We start from the raw sequence: 19213 nt of genomic DNA, 5'->3' as shown, positions 1-19213 counted from the left end.
GCGACTTCGAGGGTGCTGACGGCTACACAGCACCGAAACACAGTTATCCGCCGCCGTTACCAGATGTGAACAGATGGACGACTCGACTCTCAGGGACAGGCTGGGGCAACTGGGCCTGTCGGAGAAGGAAGTCGACACGTACCTGTCGATCCTCGGCAGCGGCGAGGCCACGGCCAGCGAAATAGCCGACGACACCGGCGTCTCCAAACGGTACGTCTACAGCATCAGCGAATCGCTCGAAGACCGCGGGTTCGTCGAGGTCAACGACCACGTCGTGCCGACGACGATCCGCGCCCGGCCGCCCGAGGAAGTCATCGACGCCCTGACCGACCAACTCGAAGAGATGGGCGGGGCGCTCGATTCCAGATACTCGGCGAGCGCGCGGGAACCCCAGCAGTTCGACGTCATCAAGTCGCGGGTGACGGTCATCAAACGGCTCACGGAGTACATCCGAAACGCGGAACGGGAGATCATGCTGTCGGTTCCCCAGCAGTACCTCCCCGAGATATCGGAGGAACTGGCGGCGGCCGTCGACCGCGGCGTGCTCGTCATGCTGGTCGTCAGCAGCGCCGACGACCTGCGCGCCGAGGAGCTGACCGGGCTGGCCTCCGTCATCCGGTCCTGGGACCGGGCGATGCCGATCATGCTCACCGTCGACGCCCAGTTCGGCCTCGTCTCCCCGGCCGAGATGGTGACGCGCACCAACTCCGATCAGCGGGCCATCGCCTTCGTCCAGCAACAGCTCGTCCCAGTGCTGTCGGGGTCGTTCCTCGGGAACTACTGGCTGATGGCCACCGAGGTGAGCGTCACCGACCCGGCCACGCTCCCGGCGACTTACCACGACTTCCGCCACGCCGTCCTCCAGGCGACGCTCCACCTGCGCGCCGGCCACGACGTCCACGTCTCCGCGGAAGTGCGGGCTGTCCAGGCCGACGACGACATCACCACTATCGAAGGGACCATCGTCGAGACGAAACAGGGGGTGGCCGAGCCAGAGACCAACTCCTACCCCATCGAACACACGCTGGTCGTCGACATCGGCGACCGGACTGTCTCGCTTGGCGGCTCCGGATCGTTCATCGAGGACTACGAGACCGACGCGGTCACGCTCTCGCTGGCCGAGTGAGGCGGGACGCCCCGTCGGCGGGGCCAGAACAACCGGCGGTGTCAGTTGCGCTGGCTCGGGTCCGGCCACCGATAGATGACGTACGTTTCAGACTCCGGTTCGTCTGCCGGGTTCCAGACGAGGCGAAGCGTCGCGTCGCTCAGGTCCAGGTGCTCCCCGCTATTGATGCCGGTGAACTGTCCCTGGTGTATCGAAACCCGGGTGCCCGACGTAATCCGCGTCGGGGCCTGTGCCCGTACCGGGTCGGTGTCCAGCGTCGCGGCGGTTCCGTCGGAGCTTTTCGCCCCCGACACAACGACCGTGAGGTTGTCCCTGTAGACGGTCTCGCCGCTTTCGAAGCTGAGATTCAGATATTCCCCGTTGCCAGCGGTCCGCTCGCTGTAGTCGGCCACGATAGCGACCTGGGGGGCCTGCGTGGGCTGTTGCTCGCTGAATCCGAGCGCGAACACGCCGATAGTTGCGGCGAGAATCGCGGTAATGCCGATCAGGATGACGACGCCGATGACCGGACTGAGCCCCCGATTTCGCTCCCACACCCGATTCATTACACGCAAGTGAGAACTGGGTATATAAAAGACACAGCGTCGACTCAGCGTTCGATATCCGACGGCGAGACGCCCGGTTACGCCGTCGGGAAGAGCGTCTCTGGGAGGTCACCCGGCAGTTCGTCCCGGTCGTGATCGGCCTCGAAGTCGGGGTCGGGACCCATCGGAACGATGCGCTTCGGGCTCACGTCGGGGTGGGTGGTGTAGTAGTGCTCCGTGATGTGGTCCATATCGACCGTCTCGGCGACGCCGGGGAGCTGATAGAGGTCCCGGAGGTACGGCCAGAGGTTGTCGTACTCGCGGATGAGCTTGTGGTTGCACATGAAGTGGGTGTGGTACACCTCGTCGAAGCGCACCAGCGTCGTGAACATGCAGATGTCCGCCTCGGTCAGGCGGTCGCCGGCGAGGAAGCGCTGGTCTTCGAGCACGGCGTCCCAGTGGTCCAGCGCGTCGAACAGCTCCTCGGCGGCCTCGTCGTAGGCCGACTGACTGTTCGCGAAGCCACAGCGATAGACGCCGTTGTTGATCGGTTCGTAGATGTCGTCGATGATTCGGTCGACCTCGTCCTGGTAGCCCTCGGGGTAGAGGTCAACGTCGTTGGTCGACACGTCGTCGAACTCCGTGTCGAGCATCCGGAGGATCTCCTTGGACTCGTTGTTGACGATGGTCTCTTCCTGCTTGTCCCACAGCACCGGCACCGTCACGCGACAGGTCGCGTCGGGGTCGGCTTCGACGTAGACCTCGCGGAGGTAGTCCGACCCGTTGACCGTATCCGGCGTACAGCCCTCTTTGTCGGGCGTGAACTGCCAGCCGTCCTCGGCACGGAACGGGTCGACGTAGTCGACGGTGATGGCGTCTTCGAGCCCCAGCAGCTTCCGGGCGACCAGAATCCGGTGGGCCCACGGACAGGCCCGGCAGGCGTACAGGTGATACCGGCCGGCCTCGGGCTGGAACCGAGCGTCGGGGTCGTCCTCGACCCTGTCCCGGAAGGTCGTGTCCTGCCGGTCGAAGGCTCCGTCCTCGTTCGTGGTTTCGTACGCGTCGGTCCGCCACTCGCCGTCGACGAGCATGTTCATGGGTAGTGTTTGTACGCGTGCAAAGCGTAAAAGAGCGCGGTGACAGCGGTGTTACCGGAACAGTACGGACCGCCGTCCGCACAACCGAGAACGGTGCTCCAGCCACCACAGCCACGGTCAGTTTGCGGGCGTTCGCGGCTGTGTGGGACACCGAGACATGCCGCCGGGCGGGTTCGAAGCCCTTATTGGGCCGCTCGGCGACGTATTCTCCAAGAGTACCTATGTCGGACAAACCCGCCTCAATGTACCGGGACATCGACAAGCCCGCGTACACCCGACGCGAATACATTACGGGCATTCCCGGTTCGAAGATCGCACAGCACAAGATGGGCCGCAAACAGAAGGACGCCGACGACTACCCCGTCCAGATCAGCCTCATCGTCGAAGAGACTGTCCAGCTCCGCCACGGCTCGCTGGAGGCCTCCCGTCTGTCGGCCAACCGCCACCTCATCAAGGAGCTCGGCGAAGAGGGTGACTACAAGATGACGCTGCGGAAGTTCCCCCACCAGGTCCTGCGCGAGAACAAGCAGGCGACCGGTGCCGGGGCCGACCGTGTCTCCGACGGGATGCGCGCCGCCTTCGGGAAGATCGTCGGCACCGCCGCCCGCGTCCAGGCCGGCGAGCAGCTGTTCACCGCCTACTGCAACGTCGAGGATGCGGAGCACGTCAAGGAAGCGTTCCGCCGCGCCTACAACAAGATCACGCCCTCTTGCCGCATCAAGGTCGAACGCGGCGAAGAACTGCTGATCGCGTAAATCGGTCAAAACGACTTCTGGCCGTTCGCAGAACGCGACGAAGACCTGCTGGTCGCGTACGTCACCAGTGTTCGCTCGCCGTTCGCAGGGCGAGACGGCCGCAACTCGCGCCCTCAGCCGTGTTTTCCGCGCCGCTCCGTAGGATGCTGGGCCGTGTCTCGATCGCGAACCCATACACTCGGGCACACTTCTTGACCCATGATACCACTACCCACAATGTTCTTGCACCCGTTCCGCGTACCAGCAAGTATGGTACCCCGAGCCGTACTCCTGGCCCTCGGTGTCCTCGAACTGCTCTGGCCCCGGAAGGTCGTTGACTTCTGGATGGGGCTCGCGGCGACGAACGGCGACGAGATAGACCTGCGCCCGTGGGTGTACAGCGCCGCCCGCGTCGAGGGTGTCCTCCTCGTACTGTGGGCGCTCCAGCGAGGGCGCGGCGGCGAGTGAGCTATGTGGTGACTCACCGCGCCACACGGACCGGGGCTGACAGCAGTCGCTCCGCTACGCCTCGTCGGACAGTCGGACCGTCAACACCGGCGCGTCCGCCGTCCGGACGACCTTCTCGGTGACGCTCCCCAGCAGAAACCGGTCCAGGCCGCTCCGGCCGTGGGTGCCCATGACGATCATGTCGACGCCTTCGGTCTCGGCGTAGTCGATGATTTCCTCGTACGGGTCGCCCATTCGGCGCTCGGCGACGACGCCCGCGCCGTGGGCAGTGATATCGTCGACTGTCTCGTCGACGACCTGCTCGGTCCGCGCCTGCAGTGATTCGATAGTCGTTGCTTCCGCTGCTGCGCTCCCGAGATACGTCGAATCGACGACAGAGAGCACGTGAATCGTGGAGCCGTGCGTCTCCGCCAGTTCGAGCGCGTGTGAAAGCGCCTCGTCCGCCCCGTCACTCCCGTCGGTCGGAAAGAGGATGTCGTCGTACATATGTAATCTATATTCCCCAATTCACTTAGTATTTATCCGGTAATTTCTCTAATAATTTCGCATCCATTCATTATACACCGCTATTCTGTGGCCGGCAACGGTGAGTACACGACGCACAGTAGGGCCCGACCACGGGCTGCCGAGGGTGGCTGCGAGCGTGTTTTATCCCTCCAAGACAACTGAAAGCCATGCACAGGCTGGCCGTCGCCACGAACGCCGAGACCTTCGAGCGGATGCAGGCCCCGCTTTCGGCCCGTGACATCGAGGTGGGCCACGTCGAGACGGCCGAGCGGACGCTGCCGCTCGAGGAGAGCCCCTTCGACGAGTACGACGTTGGCTTCGTCTATCCCTCTCGAATCATGGAGGGGGCGGTCGCCGATGCCATGCTGGACGTACCGTGGGTCAACGACCGCGAGGCCATCCTCCGCTCGCGGAACAAGGCCGACGTGCTGGCGCGGTTGGGCCGGGCGGATATCCCCGTCCCCGAGACCGTCGTCGTATCGAACCCGGCGAGCGAGGCCGAGCTGACCGCGGCCTTCGAGCGCTTCGACCCGCCGGTGGTCGTCAAGCCGAACTCGACGACGCGGGGCGTCGGCGTGACGACGGCCCACGACCTGGATTCGTTTCTCGGCATCGTCGACTACCTGGATCTGGTCCACGACTACCGCGCGGTCGGCGACCAGTCGTTTCTCGTCCAGGAGTACCTCCCCGACGCCGCCGACTACCGCGTGATGGTCGTCGACGGCGAGTACGTCGGCGCGGTCGAGCGCCGCCTCCCCGAAGCGAGCCGCGAGCGGGGCCGGTGGAAGCACAATGTCCATCGCGGGGCCGAAGCCAAGGGGAAAGAACTGCCGTCTGAGTTGCGCGAGCTGGCCGAAGACGCGGCCGAGACGCTGGAGATTCCGTATCTGGGCGTCGACTTGCTAGTGACCGGGGACCGCGCAGTCGTCAACGAGACGAACGCCCGGCCGACCATCGACTCGGCGACGAAGTACGAGGACGGCTTCTGGGACGATCTGGCGGCGTTGATACGGCAAACGGCGGAGCGGTAGTTCGGAAGCGCGGGCGCCGTAGCGGAACAGTGAGTCCCACAGAAAGCGAGGGCGCGCTACAGTTCGATGTCGGCGGAGTCCTCTTCGGGGTCGAAGGTGACTTCGAGGATGCCGTTGTTGTACGTCGCGGCGGCGGAGTGTTCGTCGACGCGGGTCGGCAGCGTCAGTCGCTCGTGGTACTCGCGCTCCGGGCTCTCGGCGTTGATCGTGAGGACAGAGCCGTCGCATTTGAGGTCGATCGCGTCCTTGTCGACGCCCGGAACGTCGGCGACGACTCGGATCTCCTCGTCGGTTTCGTGAACGTCGACGTGGAGGTCAGCCCCACCGCCACCGGCGTCCCGGTCGATGTGGACGTCGCCTTCGGCCCCCATCATCTCGTCCATCATCCGCTCTATTTCCCGGAAGAACTCGTCGAACGGGTCGTCACTGTCATCGCGTCTCATTCCTACCGGTCAGTACGTCCGTCCGTTTCAAAAGCCTTCGGACCAGTCCAGTATCCGTCTCAGTGGTGTCGTCAAGCGAGGAGTCACTGTCACTATTAATCGTTCGTGCTCGAACGCGCATAAACAAACACAAATTTACAACAGATCCGAAAACACTTTACACTGACCGAGTGCCTCTCTAGACACCAATGAGTGAGCCAGTTCGCGTCGGCCTCAACGGCTTCGGCCGTATCGGCCGCAACGTATTCCGCGCATCGTTACACAACGACGACGTCGAAATCGTCGGTATCAACGACGTAATGGACGATTCGGAGATCGACTACTTCGCCCAGTACGACACCGTCATGGGTGAACTCGAAGGGGCAAGCGTCGACGACGGCGTCCTCACGGTCGAGGGCACCGACTTCGAGGCGGGCGTCTTCCACGAGACCGACCCCACACAGCTCCCGTGGGACGACCTCGACGTGGACGTGGCCTTCGAGGCGACCGGCATCTTCCGCACCAAGGAGGACGCGAGCCAGCACCTCGATGCCGGGGCCGACAAGGTCCTCATCTCCGCGCCGCCGAAGGGCGACGAGCCGGTCAAACAGCTCGTCTACGGCGTCAACCACGACGAGTACGACGGCGAAGACGTCGTCTCGAATGCTTCCTGTACGACCAACTCCATCACGCCGGTCGCCAAGGTACTGGACGAGGAGTTCGGCATCAACGCCGGCCAGCTGACGACCGTCCACGCCTACACCGGCTCCCAGAACCTGATGGACGGCCCGAACGGCAAGCCCCGCCGTCGCCGCGCGGCCGCCGAGAACATCATTCCGACCTCGACCGGTGCTGCGCAGGCGACGACCGAGGTCCTGCCCGAGCTCGAGGGCAAGCTCGACGGGATGGCCATCCGCGTCCCGGTACCCAACGGCTCCATCACCGAGTTCGTCGTCGACCTCGACGAAGAGGTGACGGAGAGCGACGTCAACGCCGCCTTCGAAGAGGCCGCCGCCGGCGAACTCGAAGGCGTGCTGGGCGTCACGAGCGACAACGTCGTCTCCTCTGACATCCTCGGGGACCCCTACTCCACGCAGGTCGACCTGCAGTCGACGAATATCGTCTCCGGAATGACGAAGATCCTCACCTGGTACGACAACGAGTACGGCTTCTCGAACCGGATGCTCGACGTGGCCGAGTACATCACAGAGTAGTCGTCGTCGACCAGCCGTTTCGTTCAGAAACTGGTCGCAACAGCAGAAAAATTTATACTGATCGTTCGCAAAACGCTCGAATACACACAGAGTGTGAATCAGCCCCACACGACTGGCAGGCTCTGTGTGTCGGCGCAGTCAGCCGTATCCGCAGTCGACAGCCCGTGACCCGCAGTTGGGAACGGCGGACGAGGGACCCCCACCCCATCCCTTCTCTCCCTCTCCGAGTCAGCAGCCGAGACAGACGGTGTAGTGGCGGTATGGCTCGGCCGGGCGACCGTCCGCTGTTCGGACTCGGAAACCGTTAAGCGGCCGGCAGGTAACCTCTCGAGTGATGACTTTCCAGACGCTCGATGACCTCGACGACGGACAGCGCGTTCTCGTCCGACTCGATCTCAACTCACCGGTCGAGGACGGCGAGGTACAGGACAACCGGCGGTTCGACCGCCACGCGGAGACGATCAGCGAACTCGTCGACCGCGGGTTCGAGATCGCGGTGCTGGCCCACCAGGGCCGTCCCGGCCGCGACGATTTCGTCTCGCTCGACCAGCACGCGGACATCCTCGCGGAGCACATCGATCACGACGTGGACTTCGTCGGCGAGACATACGGCCCACAGGCGATTCACGACATCGCCGACCTCGACGGCGGCGACGTGCTCGTCCTGGAAAACACCCGGATGTGTGACGACGAACTGCCCGAGGAGGATCCGGAGATCAAGTCACAGACGGAGTTCGTCCAGACGCTCAAAGACGAGTTCGACGCCTATATCAACGACGCCTACTCGGCGGCCCACCGCTCGCACGCCTCGCTGGTGGGCTTCCCGCTCGTGATGGACGCCTACGCCGGCCGCGTGATGGAGACCGAGTACGAGGCCAACACCGCCATCGCCGAGAAGGAGTTCGACGGGCAAGTGACGATGGTCGTCGGCGGGACGAAGGCCACCGACGTCATCGACGTGATGACCCACCTCGACGAGAAGGTCGACGACTTCCTGCTCGGCGGTATCGCCGGGGAACTGTTCCTGCGGGCCGCGGGCTACCCGGTCGGCTACGACATCGACGACGCGAACCTCTACGACGAGCAGTGGGAGCAAAACAGCGAGAAGATCGAGACCATGCTCGAAGACCACCGCGACCAGATCACGCTCGCGGTCGACCTGGCCTACGAGGACGAGAACGGCGACCGCGCCGAGCAGGCTGTCGACGACATCGAAGAGAAGTCCGTTTCCTACCTCGACGTCGGCAGCGAGACCGTCATGGAGTACTCACCGATCATCCGTGACTCAGAGGCCGTCTTCGTGAAGGGCGCACTGGGGATGTTCGAAGACGAGCGCTTCTCGGTCGGGACTGCTGGCGTGCTCGAAGCCATCGCCGACACCGACTGCTTCTCAGTCGTCGGCGGCGGCGACACCTCACGCGCTATCGAGATGTACGGGATGGAAGAAAACGAGTTCGGCCACGTCTCCATCGCTGGTGGGGCCTACATCCGGGCGTTGACCGGCGCACAACTGGTCGGCGTCGAAGCCCTCCAGCGCTAACTGCGGCCTTTCGTCTCCGCGTGTCGCAGGTCCCAGTCGTTGCGTTCGTCGGGAACGTCGACGATCCGCCGCGTCTCGGTCGGGGCCGTCCGTGCGTGCCGGGCGGTCCAGTCGTGATCAGCGTCGGTCGTGGCTGCCATACACCGCGGTACCAGCGGTGAGGGTAAATTCCTTGTGCATACTGTTTGGAAATAATTACTCGGTTTCGAGTCTATATTACGCCGTCGGGAAGCGAAGTGCTTTCCGCGGGCCGCGCCGTATCTGGGGTATGTTCACCGGAATCGTCGAGGCGACCGGCGAGGTGCAGGCAGTCATCGATGACGAGGGCGGGCGACGGATGCGGATCGGCGCGCCGTTCGAGGGGCTCGACCAGGGCCAGTCGATCAGCGTCAGCGGCGTCTGTCTCACCGTCGAGAAGGCGGCCGACGGCGAGTGGTTCGAGGTGTTTCTCGCGCAGGAGACCCTCGCCCGGACGTTCTTCGACGACCTCGACGGCGGAGACCGGGTGAACCTCGAACGGGCGATGCCCGCCGACGGCCGGTTCGACGGCCACATCGTGCAGGGCCACGTCGATACGACGGCCGAGATCGTCGGTATCGAACAGGAGGGGGAGGACTGGACGTTCACGTTCTCCCTGCCCGAGGCCCACCGGGACTACCTTGTCGGGAAGGGGTCGATAACGGTCGACGGGATCAGTCTGACCGTCGCCGACCGTCGTCCCGACGAGTTCGACGTTGCGATCATCCCGACGACCTACGCCGAGACGACACTGTCGGAGAAGTCGGTCGGCGATCCGGTGCATCTGGAGGTCGACGTGGTCGCGAAATACGTCGAGCAGTTGGTTTAGGGGTCGAACTCGGTCTGTTCCGGGCGAAGCTCGGTCTCGTCCGGGTCGGCGTGCGCGCGGTTGTACGCCTGCCGGTAGGCGTGAACCTTCTTGAGCAACAGCAGGCCGAAGATCGAGTCGTACACGATAACGAACCCGAAGAACGCGACGAGGAAGTCGACGTTGTATATCGTGGCCGCGACGGCTGTGACCGGGCCGGCCAGCGTGTTGTAGACGGCGTGGATGAGCGAAGCAATGATCAGTCCCTTCAGGACGATCGGGCCGGCGTCATCGGGGTTGAACTTGGCCAGCCCGAGGTAGTAGCCGGCGAACGCCGAGTAGATCACGTGGCCCGGCCCCGCGAGCGCTCTGACCGCGGTGATGTCGCTGCTCGCGGCGAGTAACTCGACCGTTCCGCCGACCATCTCGGTGTTCTGGGTGATGTACAGCGCGTTCTCGATTGTCGCAAAGCCCAGGCCGGCAACGGCCCCGTACACCGCGCCGTCCACGACGGCGTCGAAGCGGTTGTCGCGGAAGGCGTACAGGCGCACCGCAAGCAGCTTCACGGTCTCCTCGACGGGGCCGACGATGAGGAAGAAAAAGAACACCTGGCCGAGAAACGGCACCAGGCCGAACCCGGATCCGATAGCCTGGATCGGTGCGCCGAAGACGTCGTTGAGCACGCCTGCGAAGCCTGCGAACAGCACGCCCAGGAGAAAGGTGCCGACGAGCAGCGTCAGCGGCTCCTGCGTGGTCACGTCGGCGTAGTAAATGTAGGCCGCAAGGCCGAGCGCCGGCACGGCGGAGAGAATGGCCATCCCGGCAAACAGCGGCTGGTCCCCGAGCGCACCGAGGCTCCCGAACGCCACCTGTAGGAGGAGAATCGCAATCGCTGCGAGAACGACCAGATACCGCAGCGTACGTATCCCAATGTGGTAGAGCCAGTGGGCGAACCGATCGAGGACAGACCGGGGTTCCCAGCTCGATATCTCGTAGAGGTCCTCCGACCCGTCCGCGTTCAGTTCGACCGGGTCCCGCCGTCGCTTTCCCATGTCCCACGTCTACAGTCCGTCTCACCTAACCGTTTGGTTCGGTTGCACCGGAGCGAGCACTGGACAGAGTGGAAATACCGGACACGTCAGGACAGCCCTGACGGAACCGGACACTTGCAGGAGACGAGAGGCTTTTCGCACGGGCACACCAACGGTAGCGTATGACGCTACGCGCGGGTGTACTCGCGGTTCAGGGCGACGTCTCTGAACACGGGGACGCAATCAGGCGGGCGGCAGCGGCCCACGATCAGACCGCAGAGGTCGTCGAGATACGCGAATCAGGACTGGTCCCCGACTGTGACGTGCTGTTGTTACCGGGCGGGGAGTCCACCACGATTTCCCGGCTCATCCACCGAGAGAGGATCGCCGACGAAATCCAGGCCCACGTCGAGGCCGGCAAGCCGGTGTTGGCGACGTGTGCCGGCCTCATCGTCAGTGCGAGCGACGCACAGGACGACCGCGTCGACACGCTGAACGTCATCGACGTCTCCGTCGAGCGCAACGCCTTCGGGCGACAGAAGGACAGTTTCGAGGCCCCGCTCGACGTGGACGGTCTCGATGAACCGTTCCCGGCGGTGTTCATCCGCGCGCCGGTCATCGACTACGTCGGCAGGGACGTCGAAGTGCTGGCGACGTGGGACGACCGCCCGGTCGCGGTCCGCGACGGCCCGGTCGTCGGCACCTCCTTCCACCCCGAACTGACCGAGGACCCGCGAATCCACGACCTGGCTTTCTTCGACTCGGTGGAGTCGTAGCGACGGCCTGAAGGCCCCGCTGACCGAACGGCGGCTATGAGCGACGACACCGGCGACGTCATCGACGAACTGTTCGCTGTCATCGAGGACCGCAAGGCGAACCTCCCCGAGGACTCCTACACGGCGTCGCTGTTTACCCACGAGAAGGGCGAAAACGCCGTCCTGGAGAAGCTCGGCGAGGAGACAACGGAACTGATTCTGGCGGCCAAAGACGACGACACCGAGGAACTCGCCCACGAGTCAGCCGACATCGTCTATCACCTGCTCGTCCTGCTGTCGATGAAGGAGATGGACGTGGACGATCTACGGGCGGAACTGGCCAAGCGGCGGTGATTCACTGAGAAACCAGGGGAACGCGCTTATAACCGGAAAGCGAGCAGTTCATCGACGCGTTTGTTCCGTTTCATCGAGCGACGTTCCGCCGTATACTCACTGGCGGCGACACGCCGAACTACGCAGCGGGCTCCTCGCTGTCGGCCGCGTCGCGGTTCTCGCTCATGTGCTCCCAGATCTCGGTGCAGCCACAGCCGTCCTCGACGTCCGCGAGATGCGCCCGCTCCGGGTCGTCCGCCTTCGACTTCGATACCGTCTCTGTCATGTAGTTACTGATGGTTACCGAAGTTCATAAGGGTTGTCTGCGACGCGGTGGCAGTCGACTCGGCTGGTGGGTGGCCGTTGTCGTCACGTGAATAGTATAACTCCGTGAAAACAACTGACACTATATGTGACTGATGATTAGTCTCACTGTGGAGCAGAACACAGAGAGTGCGGATTCCCCCGCTCTACGGCGGCGAGCGGAATCGGTCACAGACCTCGCTGCTTTGCCGTTCGTCGTATTCGTCGCGGGTGGGCTATTGCTCCTAATCGCGGTCGTGCAGGCGGCACTGGCGCTTCGATCCGGCGGGTCGATACTGCTTGTGGTGCTCGACCTGGTGTTCATCGGCGGGCCCGGCGTCACGCTCATGTACACAGGCTACTGGTTGCCACAGTCCGAAATCACCAAGCACTATTATCCGCGGATTATCGCGTGGATGCTCGGCGGTATCACCGTGATGTTCGGGTTTATCGTCCTGCGAGACATCCACCCCGGCGTCACCGTCGAGTGGACGATCGGGACCCAGGCCATCGCGCTGATGATCGGCTCAATCGGTGGGCTGTTGATCGGCCTCGAAGAGACGAGGGCGACGATACGGACGACCCAACTCGAAGCGTACACGCAGCGACTCGAAACACAGGAGCGGGAACTCAAGCGACAGAACGGACAGTTGGAGCGGTTCGCCGGCGTTCTCTCGCACGACCTCCGGAACCCGCTCGGCGTCGCTCGCGGCCGTCTCACGCTGGTACAGGGCGAGTACGACAGCGAGCACCTCGACGCGATTGAGACGGCCCACGAGCGGATCGACACGCTCATCGAGGACCTGCTGACGCTTGCCCAGCAGGGCGAGCAGATCAGTGACATCGAACTGGTCGACATCGGGCCGCTGAGCACGGACTGCTGGTCGACTGTCGGAACGGCGAACGCGGCGCTGGAGACCGGTGCGATGCGGCCGATTGTGGCCGACCGGGACCGGCTGCGACAGCTCCTCGAAAACCTGTTTCGGAACAGTGTGGAACATGGTTCCACAAGCAGTCGGCCGGAGGCCGACGACGGCACAGACCGCGACGTTGAGGTGACGATTACGGTCGGCGAACTCGACGACGGCACCGGCTTTTACGTCGCAGACGACGGCCCCGGGATTCCCGAGGGCGACCGCGAAACGGTGTTCGAGAGCGGCTACTCGACGGGCGAGGGCGGGACGGGCTTCGGACTCGCGATAGTCCAAGAAATTGCCGGAGCGCACGGCTGGACGATTCATGCGACAAACGGTTCGGACGGCGGCGCGCGGTTCGAAATAACTGCCGTCGAGTTCGCTCCCTGACGGGCTGGCCGCGGTTACTCTTCGACCGGCTCGAACCGGTGGCGAACGACCTCGCTGTCGTCGTCCCACTCGAAGCTGCCGTGGACTTTCTTCATCCGCTCCTTGTAGGCGTCGAGGTCCGCCGACCCCTCTCGCTGTGCGTCCTCGTCGGTCATATCGCCAAGCGTCCGGTGGGTGACGTCCGTCACCTCGAACTCGGTGCCGTCGATCTCGAACGTGTCGCCCTCGTCGGCGTACTGGTGGCCGCGGTGCATCTGGGTGACCCGTCCGTCGGCGGCCATCTGCTGGACGTGGTCGTTGGGCAGAATCTCGCCGGCGTCGATGTGTGCCATACCGCTACTGGGACCGGGACGCTCAAAAACGTGTCTCGCAACAGTTTGGGGAGCGATTGAACGCGCTTTTACGCTCCGGCCGTCTACAGTGGGGTAATGAGTCATCCCTTCGAGGGTCTGCCGACGACGCCCACCGCCGAGGAGCTCGTGGACAAAGCCTTCTCGCGGGCGTCGCGCGCCGGCGGGGCCAAGGACGGGAACGAAGCCCAGCAGTCGATGCTGATGACGGCGTCAAACATCGCCTCCGACAACATGGAGAACGTGGTGACGGCGTGGCCGACGATCGACGATCTGGACCCCTTCTACATCGAACTCGCCGACGCGGTCATCGGCGAAGCCTATCCCGCTGACGACGACCCCGGTATCGACGCGCTGAAACAGCACCTCGCAGAGGTTTCGTGGGCCGCGGACAAGGTCGTCGAGATCCGCCAGGAGTACGAGAGCCGCGTCGCCCGCGGCGACATCGACACCGCCCGGAAGCTCCGCAAGCAGGCCTTTGCCCGTATCGCCGACGTTGTCGAGGAGGTCGAAGACAACCTCGCCGCCATCTCGACGGCGCACAACGCCCTCAAAGACATCCCCGATATCCGGCCGGACGAGCCGGCCATCGTCGTCGCCGGCTACCCCAACGTCGGCAAGTCGTCCTTCGTCAACCGCGTCACCCGCGCCGACAACGAGATCGCCTCGTACCCGTTCACGACGACGCAGATCCGCGTCGGGCACTTCGAGGACCAGCGCATCCGCTACCAGCTCGTCGACACGCCCGGCCTGCTCGACCGGCCGCCGGAGGACCGCAATGAGATCGAGTCACAGGCCGTGAGCGCGCTCGAACACCTCGCCGACGCCGTCCTCGTGTTCGTGGACCCCTCCGGCGAGTGTGGCTACCCGCTGGCCGACCAGCTTGAACTGCGAAACGACATCGAGGCCCGCTTCGACGTGCCGGTGTTGACCATCGCGAACAAGAGCGACCTCTCGACGGACGTCGAGGCCGACCACTACATGAGCGTCACCGAAGACGACAACGTCGATGGCGTCCTGCAGGCCGCTATCGACGCGGTGGGGTACGAGATCGAACTGCCGTTTGACGAGTAGCGAGACGCCGACCACCGGGAGGCGTCTCGATTACTCCGAGCGGGGAGCGCAGCGACCCGCGAGGAACGCGGTCATCGGGAGGCGTCTCGCTTACGCCGAGCGGGGAGCGTAGCGACCCGCGAGGAACGCGGTCACTGACAGGACTAGCTGCGGATAGCGGTCATAGCACGCAACGTTTTGAAAACGCCCGATTGAGGGTGAGTAAGGCCGACTTATTCTAACTCGTAGGTGACGCTCACGGAGGCGTCGACAGTGACATCGCCGGGTTCGATGTTCGTCCGCCCGCCGGCATCGCCGGCGTAGGCGGCCGTCTCGTACACGACGGGCCGGCCGTGGTCGCTGGTCTGGACCGTGACGGCGTCACCGACGGACCGATCCTCCGCGGCCGCGACGACTGCAGCGTCCGTCCGGGCGTTGTCCATCGCGGTCGTCAGGGCCTCCTCTCGGGCATCCTGTCGGGTCTCCTCGCTCAGTGAGTAGCGCACACCCTCGACGCGGTCCGCGCCGGCATCGACCGCGGCGTCGATGAGCGTCCCGGCGGCTTGAACGTCGCTCGTTTCGGCTTCGACGGTGTGGATCGCCACGTAGCCGACCTGCTCGCGGCCTTCCCTACTCTCTTCGTACTCGGGTCGGATCTGGAACCGCGAGGAGGTGACGTTCGCGCCCTCGTCTTCCAGCGCCGAGGTGATGGCGTCGGCGTCGCCGGTGAGGTTGTTGCGTGCCGCTTCGGCCGTCTCACCGCGGCCGACCGCGGCCACGGTGACGGTTGCACGGTCGGGTGCGCGTTCGACGGTCGCGTCGGCGTTGACGCTCACGGTCGAATTCGTCGACGGCGCGACGGCGCCGGTGTCCGCGAGTGCGAACCCGACGCCGCCGGCGACGAGCAGTGCCAGTACGCCAGCGATTGCGAGTGGTCGTGAAACCATATCGTCCCCAACACGCCCGACGGTATTTATGTCATCGAACGGTCAAAGTCGGCTTTGAGCGTCAGTCTTCCCGTTCGACAGTGACGTAGTGAACCTCCGTCGCGACGTCTCGGCCGGCCGCGTCGTCGGCCACGGCATCGAGTTGTTCGGCAAGCAGTGGCTGCTCCGCGTCCGGCGGCAGGCCGACGGTGACGATGACGCGGCGCGGCCGTTGGAAGATCGCAGTGTTGGTGGACTCGACTTCGACCGACAGCACGCGGGCCGGCGGACCGACGCTCCCTTTGATGTCCTCGCGGATGTCCGATTCCGTCGTCGCCCGCTGGTAGGAGTCGATGGTGACGCCGCCCAGGAACGCCGAAAGGATGAGTATCGACAGGACGAGGACGCCGACTCGTGTGACAGTTGCTGACCGTGCATCGTCCTCCTTGAACCAGTGTTCCGGGCGGTAGCCCTGATACCAGAGGCCGGCGAGCACTGCGAGGTTGATCGAGAGGACGTTAACAAGCAGGAGCACGGTGGACCCGAGGCTGACGAGCGGTTGGCCCCAGGCGATGCCGATACCGACCGTGGCTGCCGGTGGAATGAGTGCGACGGCGATCATGACGCCGACCAGCGCCGTCGAGACGCCGCTGGTGAGGCTAACGACGCCGGCCGCGCCGGCCCCGAGTGCGACGATCAGCGAGAGGAAGTCGGGGGCGACCCGCTCGCGGATCTGACCGACCAAGGTCACGTCAGCAAGCGGTGGGATGACGTTGGCGTACCGGACGAGCAGGGCAAATACCGTCGCGCTTGCCACAGCGAGTCCGAGCCCGATAGCCTGGAGTTTGACGCCGCGGACGAACATCTCGTGGTCGTCGACGACGGTCCCGACGTTGGCAGTCATCGCCGGCCCGATAAGCGGCGCGATGACCATCGAGCCGACGACGACAGCCGGGGAGTCGAGCAGGAGCCCCGCAGTCGCGATAATCGCACTGATGACGGTCATCAGCGAGTAGTTCGACAGCGAGGGCGCGAGGTCGTTTGCTTTCGAGGTGAGCTCCTCGCGCGCGATGCGGTCCTCGTCTTCCTCCTCGGCGTACTTCTCCTCTAGCTCGTCGAACTGGCTGGAGATGACGGTGTTCGCGTCCACGACGACCGTGTAGCCGTCGTCGTTGATACCGACATCACGCAGCGCTTCGAGGACTGGTTCGAGCGCGTTGGTCGGGACCGGAAAGGTGACCACAGCGGTGAACTCCCGCCCGCTCGTCTCGTCAGTAAGCACGTAGTCGATGCCCTCGTCGGCCAACACGCCCAGGACGGCGTCGCGCTTCCCAGTCGGAATCAGTACTTGTACCAGCCGCACGGCTCCGGGTGGGACCCCCGACAATAAAAAGGCGGCTAGTCAGTGGGTCCCAGGCCCAGGGGGAGGTCGAAGTGTGACCGTGTATCCGAAACGGTCGGTCCCCGCGAAACGGACGCGCTTTTCCCCGCCGGCGGAGTATACGGGGTATGTTCGAATCACGACCGGACCGGGACGCCGAGGTGGTGCTCGTCGGCCGGTCAAACGTCGGGAAATCGACGTTGATGCGCGAAATAACGGGTCATACGTTCGACACGGGCCAGCGACCCGGCGTCACACGTTCGCCCAACCACTTCGACTGGGCCAGCGCCGACTTCGTTATCAGTGACCTCCCCGGCTTCGGGTTCATGAAGGGTGTGCCCGAGGAGGTCCGGGAAGAGATCAAAACTGACGTCGTCCAATACGTCGAGCGAAACGCCGAGCACATCCTCGTCGGCATTCTCGTCGTGGACGGCAAGTCGGTCATCGACATCATCGACCGCCACTCCGGTCCCGACGAGATACCCCACGACGTGGAGATGTTTCACTTCCTCCGGGAGGTCGGCGTCGAACCGGTCGTCGCTGTCAACAAGATGGACAAGGTCGACGACAAGGACGAACGGCTGAACGAACTCTGTGACCGACTCGGACTGCACCCGCCGTGGCAGCAGTGGCAGGAGACTATCGCACCGATCAGTGCAAAGCGCGGTGCCATCGAGCCGCTGAACGAGGCCGTCCGGCACCACCTCCACGAGGCCCAGCGGGACGACCTGTTCCAGTTTTTCTAGGGAGCTAAACCGTTCATAAGCCCGCCTTACCCGGAAATCGTCCGCGTAACGGCAGGACACTAGCGTTTCGCATCATGCAACATCCCGGGATGGATGTGCCCCGATCCATCACTAGTTATACATTGAGAGTGAAGAGTGATATATTGTCGCATATATAACAATATGCAGTATTCGCGTACGCATAAAAACGATGAGTCAGATAACTGTATCTCTCGGTCCGGCGCTGGACCGATATCTGTCGAGATGACGATGAATCAACGTTCATACAGCTTCTTCGGCGACCTCGTCGTGACGGTTCTCGGGAACGGCGGGCGAACAAGCCGGCAGTACCGCAGGATGTACGATCAGTTCGAAACCGACACGCCCGCGGGCGATCCCGATATCGTCATCGAGGAGACGACCGAATCGGTCCAGCCAGCGGTCGTTCTCGGCGATCCCGACGACCACTACGCCTGGACCGGCGACGAGTTCGTCGTCCGAAACGGGCGGGACTTCATGGCGGTCACGCCGGGCTGGCAGCACGTTCGGGTGACACGCGGCTTCGAACCGTTTTACTCCATCTATCCGGTCGAATTCCGCATCCGACAACAGCGGGCCGCGCGACAGCAGGCACTGATACACGCCTCGGGCGTGCGGCTCGACGGCCAGACGACGCTGTTCCCGGCCTGGCGCGGAGCCGGGAAGACGAACACCTTGCTGTCACTGTTGCGCGAGGGCGCTGACTTCCTTGCCGACGACCGGCTCTGGGTCGGTGCGGACGGCACAGCCGTCGGCTACCCGCTCGGTGTGAACCTCCAGCCGTTCAATATCGAGTCGTTCCCGGAAATACGACGACAGTACGACACAGAACGGGACCGCCTGCGTAGCGAGCTCCACGAATTCATCGACAGGCGAGTCGACCGCTCCCAGTCGTTCCCGGAAGCGGCGCTCAGCTTCGTGAACGACAGGTTTCTCGGCGACGACAGCCGGGATTTCACGGACATCTCGGACCTGTATCCGCGTGCGGAGTACATCGAACAGTCGACCGTCGACAACGTGGTATTCCTCCAGGCCGCACCGGACGCCGACACGGTTTCCGTGGAAGGTATCTCGACTGAAACCGCGATGGCGGCCACATCGTCGATCTGTAACTTCGAGTGGGACGGGCGGCTCAGGGAGTACTTCCACGCCTACGATTCCCTCGTCGACGGTGGCTCGATGGTCGCCGCCCTCGATGCGGTCGTCGAACAGGAGCGGGCGACGTTCCGGGACCTGTTCGACGACGTAGCGATCTACCGCGCGCACATCCCCAGAAAGCGGGACTGGGGCGAACACAACCTCGACACAGCCATCGTCGAGGCCGTCGAATCGCTCGACTCACCGCGTGTGATACAGGCGATGGACTGAGCCGGTTACCGAACTTCCCTCGGGCAGACTGCGTTAAGCTACTATATAAACGGCGCGTGTCGCTGAAACCACTGAATACGTGTCGAAGAGCGGTTGTTGTAAGCGGTTCCTATCGCGATACTGGGGGAAAATCACGGCATACTCGCGGTAACGGAG

Annotated in this window: 23 protein-coding genes; 13 read left to right on the top strand and 10 right to left on the bottom strand. The window is 63.9% G+C overall.

The features are described 5' to 3' along the window. Window positions 1-73: 73 nt before the first annotated feature. Window positions 74-1126 carry a TrmB family transcriptional regulator gene (locus tag ACY9XZ_RS07825; RefSeq protein WP_463456477.1) on the top strand — a complete coding sequence of 351 codons (1053 nt, stop codon included), beginning with the start codon at window positions 74-76 and terminating at the stop codon, window positions 1124-1126. 41 nt (window positions 1127-1167) lie between these two features. On the opposite strand, the gene ACY9XZ_RS07820 is transcribed toward ACY9XZ_RS07825, so the two are convergent. Both ACY9XZ_RS07820 and ACY9XZ_RS07815 read right to left on the bottom strand, forming a co-directional pair. Beyond that, on the bottom strand, window positions 1168-1671 hold the full coding sequence (locus ACY9XZ_RS07820; RefSeq protein WP_463456476.1) for a type IV pilin domain-containing protein: 504 nt from the start codon (window positions 1669-1671) through the stop codon (window positions 1168-1170). Window positions 1672-1748: 77 nt separating this feature from the next. Next, window positions 1749-2747, bottom strand: a complete 999-nt coding sequence (locus ACY9XZ_RS07815; RefSeq protein WP_463456475.1) for a glutathione S-transferase family protein — start codon at window positions 2745-2747, stop codon at window positions 1749-1751. Between the two features lie 221 nt (window positions 2748-2968). Here ACY9XZ_RS07815 and ACY9XZ_RS07810 point away from each other — a divergent pair, with 221 nt between their 5' ends. Beyond that, complete coding sequence (locus ACY9XZ_RS07810) at window positions 2969-3502, top strand: 50S ribosomal protein L16 (protein WP_007189393.1); 534 nt, start codon at window positions 2969-2971, stop codon at window positions 3500-3502. Window positions 3503-3751: 249 nt separating this feature from the next. Further along, window positions 3752-3949: a hypothetical protein gene (locus ACY9XZ_RS07805; protein WP_463456474.1), complete on the top strand. Its 198-nt coding sequence runs from the start codon at window positions 3752-3754 to the stop codon at window positions 3947-3949. Window positions 3950-4003: 54 nt separating this feature from the next. Here ACY9XZ_RS07805 and ACY9XZ_RS07800 read toward each other — a convergent pair whose 3' ends face one another. Next, a complete protein-coding gene (locus ACY9XZ_RS07800; protein WP_463456473.1) occupies window positions 4004-4435 on the bottom strand; it encodes a universal stress protein in 432 nt (143 codons plus the stop codon). A gap of 188 nt (window positions 4436-4623) precedes the next feature. Here ACY9XZ_RS07800 and ACY9XZ_RS07795 point away from each other — a divergent pair, with 188 nt between their 5' ends. After that, window positions 4624-5487, top strand: coding sequence for an ATP-grasp domain-containing protein (locus tag ACY9XZ_RS07795; RefSeq protein WP_463456472.1), 864 nt, complete (start codon window positions 4624-4626; stop codon window positions 5485-5487). Window positions 5488-5543: 56 nt separating this feature from the next. Here the strand turns inward: ACY9XZ_RS07795 and ACY9XZ_RS07790 are convergent, their stop codons facing one another. Next, window positions 5544-5930: an Hsp20/alpha crystallin family protein gene (locus ACY9XZ_RS07790; RefSeq protein WP_463456471.1), complete on the bottom strand. Its 387-nt coding sequence runs from the start codon at window positions 5928-5930 to the stop codon at window positions 5544-5546. A 188-nt stretch (window positions 5931-6118) separates the two neighbouring features. Between ACY9XZ_RS07790 and gap the strand changes: the two genes are divergently transcribed. Beyond that, window positions 6119-7123 carry a type I glyceraldehyde-3-phosphate dehydrogenase gene (gap, locus tag ACY9XZ_RS07785; RefSeq protein WP_463456470.1) on the top strand — a complete coding sequence of 335 codons (1005 nt, stop codon included), beginning with the start codon at window positions 6119-6121 and terminating at the stop codon, window positions 7121-7123. A gap of 334 nt (window positions 7124-7457) precedes the next feature. After that, window positions 7458-8663, top strand: coding sequence for a phosphoglycerate kinase (locus ACY9XZ_RS07780; protein WP_463456469.1), 1206 nt, complete (start codon window positions 7458-7460; stop codon window positions 8661-8663). Here ACY9XZ_RS07780 and ACY9XZ_RS07775 read toward each other — a convergent pair. Then, a complete protein-coding gene (locus ACY9XZ_RS07775; protein ID WP_463456468.1) occupies window positions 8660-8803 on the bottom strand; it encodes a hypothetical protein in 144 nt (47 codons plus the stop codon). The two genes, ACY9XZ_RS07780 and ACY9XZ_RS07775, sit on opposite strands and share 4 nt — an antisense overlap. Before the next feature lie 128 nt (window positions 8804-8931). Here ACY9XZ_RS07775 and ACY9XZ_RS07770 point away from each other — a divergent pair, with 128 nt between their 5' ends. Continuing rightward, window positions 8932-9510, top strand: coding sequence for a riboflavin synthase (locus ACY9XZ_RS07770; protein ID WP_463456467.1), 579 nt, complete (start codon window positions 8932-8934; stop codon window positions 9508-9510). Here ACY9XZ_RS07770 and ACY9XZ_RS07765 read toward each other — a convergent pair. Continuing rightward, window positions 9507-10541, bottom strand: a complete 1035-nt coding sequence (locus ACY9XZ_RS07765; RefSeq protein WP_463456466.1) for a PrsW family intramembrane metalloprotease — start codon at window positions 10539-10541, stop codon at window positions 9507-9509. The genes ACY9XZ_RS07770 and ACY9XZ_RS07765 overlap by 4 nt on opposite strands. 161 nt (window positions 10542-10702) lie before the next feature. Between ACY9XZ_RS07765 and pdxT the strand changes: the two genes are divergently transcribed. Continuing rightward, window positions 10703-11296 carry a pyridoxal 5'-phosphate synthase glutaminase subunit PdxT gene (pdxT, locus tag ACY9XZ_RS07760; protein ID WP_463456465.1) on the top strand — a complete coding sequence of 198 codons (594 nt, stop codon included), beginning with the start codon at window positions 10703-10705 and terminating at the stop codon, window positions 11294-11296. A 36-nt stretch (window positions 11297-11332) separates the two neighbouring features. Next, window positions 11333-11629: a phosphoribosyl-ATP diphosphatase gene (gene hisE, locus ACY9XZ_RS07755; RefSeq protein WP_127014065.1), complete on the top strand. Its 297-nt coding sequence runs from the start codon at window positions 11333-11335 to the stop codon at window positions 11627-11629. A gap of 118 nt (window positions 11630-11747) precedes the next feature. Here the strand turns inward: hisE and ACY9XZ_RS07750 are convergent, their stop codons facing one another. Further along, window positions 11748-11894 (bottom strand): hypothetical protein, encoded by a 147-nt coding sequence (locus tag ACY9XZ_RS07750; protein ID WP_463456464.1) that lies wholly within the window; start codon window positions 11892-11894, stop codon window positions 11748-11750. A 133-nt stretch (window positions 11895-12027) separates the two neighbouring features. On the opposite strand from ACY9XZ_RS07750, the gene ACY9XZ_RS07745 reads away from it, so the two are divergent. After that, the gene (locus ACY9XZ_RS07745) at window positions 12028-13215 is read left to right on the top strand and encodes an ATP-binding protein (protein WP_463456463.1); all 1188 of its coding nucleotides are present in this window, start codon (window positions 12028-12030) and stop codon (window positions 13213-13215) included. 14 nt (window positions 13216-13229) lie between these two features. Here ACY9XZ_RS07745 and ACY9XZ_RS07740 read toward each other — a convergent pair whose 3' ends face one another. Beyond that, window positions 13230-13547 carry an ASCH domain-containing protein gene (locus ACY9XZ_RS07740; protein ID WP_463456462.1) on the bottom strand — a complete coding sequence of 106 codons (318 nt, stop codon included), beginning with the start codon at window positions 13545-13547 and terminating at the stop codon, window positions 13230-13232. Window positions 13548-13643: 96 nt separating this feature from the next. On the opposite strand from ACY9XZ_RS07740, the gene ACY9XZ_RS07735 reads away from it, so the two are divergent. Then, a complete protein-coding gene (locus ACY9XZ_RS07735; protein WP_463456461.1) occupies window positions 13644-14639 on the top strand; it encodes an NOG1 family protein in 996 nt (331 codons plus the stop codon). 212 nt (window positions 14640-14851) lie between these two features. On the opposite strand, the gene ACY9XZ_RS07730 is transcribed toward ACY9XZ_RS07735, so the two are convergent. Together ACY9XZ_RS07730 and ACY9XZ_RS07725 are read right to left on the bottom strand one after the other, a co-directional pair. Further along, a complete protein-coding gene (locus ACY9XZ_RS07730) occupies window positions 14852-15565 on the bottom strand; it encodes an SIMPL domain-containing protein (RefSeq protein ID WP_463456460.1) in 714 nt (237 codons plus the stop codon). A 61-nt stretch (window positions 15566-15626) separates the two neighbouring features. Next, window positions 15627-16907, bottom strand: a complete 1281-nt coding sequence (locus ACY9XZ_RS07725; RefSeq protein ID WP_463456459.1) for a TIGR00341 family protein — start codon at window positions 16905-16907, stop codon at window positions 15627-15629. Window positions 16908-17053: 146 nt separating this feature from the next. Between ACY9XZ_RS07725 and engB the strand changes: the two genes are divergently transcribed. Further along, window positions 17054-17671: a GTP-binding protein EngB gene (gene engB / locus ACY9XZ_RS07720; RefSeq protein WP_463456458.1), complete on the top strand. Its 618-nt coding sequence runs from the start codon at window positions 17054-17056 to the stop codon at window positions 17669-17671. Window positions 17672-17920: 249 nt separating this feature from the next. Beyond that, window positions 17921-19057, top strand: a complete 1137-nt coding sequence (locus tag ACY9XZ_RS07715; RefSeq protein WP_463456457.1) for a hypothetical protein — start codon at window positions 17921-17923, stop codon at window positions 19055-19057. Window positions 19058-19213 lie beyond the last annotated feature (156 nt).

This window comes from Haloarcula sp. HT12 (assembly GCF_055271655.1).
The sequence above is the reverse complement of the archived record's forward strand: the minus strand, read 5'-3'. Positions and strand labels throughout refer to the sequence as shown.

Coding starts and splice junctions, on each gene's coding strand:
- ACY9XZ_RS07735 (WP_463456461.1), top strand. CDS start 13,644: ATGAGTCATCCCTTCGAGGGTCTGCCGACGACGCCCACCGCCGAGGAG.
- ACY9XZ_RS07780 (WP_463456469.1), top strand. CDS start 7,458: ATGACTTTCCAGACGCTCGATGACCTCGACGACGGACAGCGCGTTCTC.
- ACY9XZ_RS07795 (WP_463456472.1), top strand. CDS start 4,624: ATGCACAGGCTGGCCGTCGCCACGAACGCCGAGACCTTCGAGCGGATG.
- ACY9XZ_RS07815 (WP_463456475.1), bottom strand. CDS start 2,747: ATGAACATGCTCGTCGACGGCGAGTGGCGGACCGACGCGTACGAAACC.
- gap (WP_463456470.1), top strand. CDS start 6,119: ATGAGTGAGCCAGTTCGCGTCGGCCTCAACGGCTTCGGCCGTATCGGC.
- ACY9XZ_RS07765 (WP_463456466.1), bottom strand. CDS start 10,541: ATGGGAAAGCGACGGCGGGACCCGGTCGAACTGAACGCGGACGGGTCG.
- ACY9XZ_RS07740 (WP_463456462.1), bottom strand. CDS start 13,547: ATGGCACACATCGACGCCGGCGAGATTCTGCCCAACGACCACGTCCAG.
- ACY9XZ_RS07715 (WP_463456457.1), top strand. CDS start 17,921: ATGAATCAACGTTCATACAGCTTCTTCGGCGACCTCGTCGTGACGGTT.
- ACY9XZ_RS07745 (WP_463456463.1), top strand. CDS start 12,028: ATGATTAGTCTCACTGTGGAGCAGAACACAGAGAGTGCGGATTCCCCC.
- ACY9XZ_RS07790 (WP_463456471.1), bottom strand. CDS start 5,930: ATGAGACGCGATGACAGTGACGACCCGTTCGACGAGTTCTTCCGGGAA.
- ACY9XZ_RS07770 (WP_463456467.1), top strand. CDS start 8,932: ATGTTCACCGGAATCGTCGAGGCGACCGGCGAGGTGCAGGCAGTCATC.
- ACY9XZ_RS07800 (WP_463456473.1), bottom strand. CDS start 4,435: ATGTACGACGACATCCTCTTTCCGACCGACGGGAGTGACGGGGCGGAC.
- ACY9XZ_RS07805 (WP_463456474.1), top strand. CDS start 3,752: ATGGTACCCCGAGCCGTACTCCTGGCCCTCGGTGTCCTCGAACTGCTC.
- ACY9XZ_RS07820 (WP_463456476.1), bottom strand. CDS start 1,671: ATGAATCGGGTGTGGGAGCGAAATCGGGGGCTCAGTCCGGTCATCGGC.
- hisE (WP_127014065.1), top strand. CDS start 11,333: ATGAGCGACGACACCGGCGACGTCATCGACGAACTGTTCGCTGTCATC.
- ACY9XZ_RS07775 (WP_463456468.1), bottom strand. CDS start 8,803: ATGGCAGCCACGACCGACGCTGATCACGACTGGACCGCCCGGCACGCA.
- ACY9XZ_RS07730 (WP_463456460.1), bottom strand. CDS start 15,565: ATGGTTTCACGACCACTCGCAATCGCTGGCGTACTGGCACTGCTCGTC.
- engB (WP_463456458.1), top strand. CDS start 17,054: ATGTTCGAATCACGACCGGACCGGGACGCCGAGGTGGTGCTCGTCGGC.
- ACY9XZ_RS07810 (WP_007189393.1), top strand. CDS start 2,969: ATGTCGGACAAACCCGCCTCAATGTACCGGGACATCGACAAGCCCGCG.
- ACY9XZ_RS07825 (WP_463456477.1), top strand. CDS start 74: ATGGACGACTCGACTCTCAGGGACAGGCTGGGGCAACTGGGCCTGTCG.
- ACY9XZ_RS07750 (WP_463456464.1), bottom strand. CDS start 11,894: ATGACAGAGACGGTATCGAAGTCGAAGGCGGACGACCCGGAGCGGGCG.
- pdxT (WP_463456465.1), top strand. CDS start 10,703: ATGACGCTACGCGCGGGTGTACTCGCGGTTCAGGGCGACGTCTCTGAA.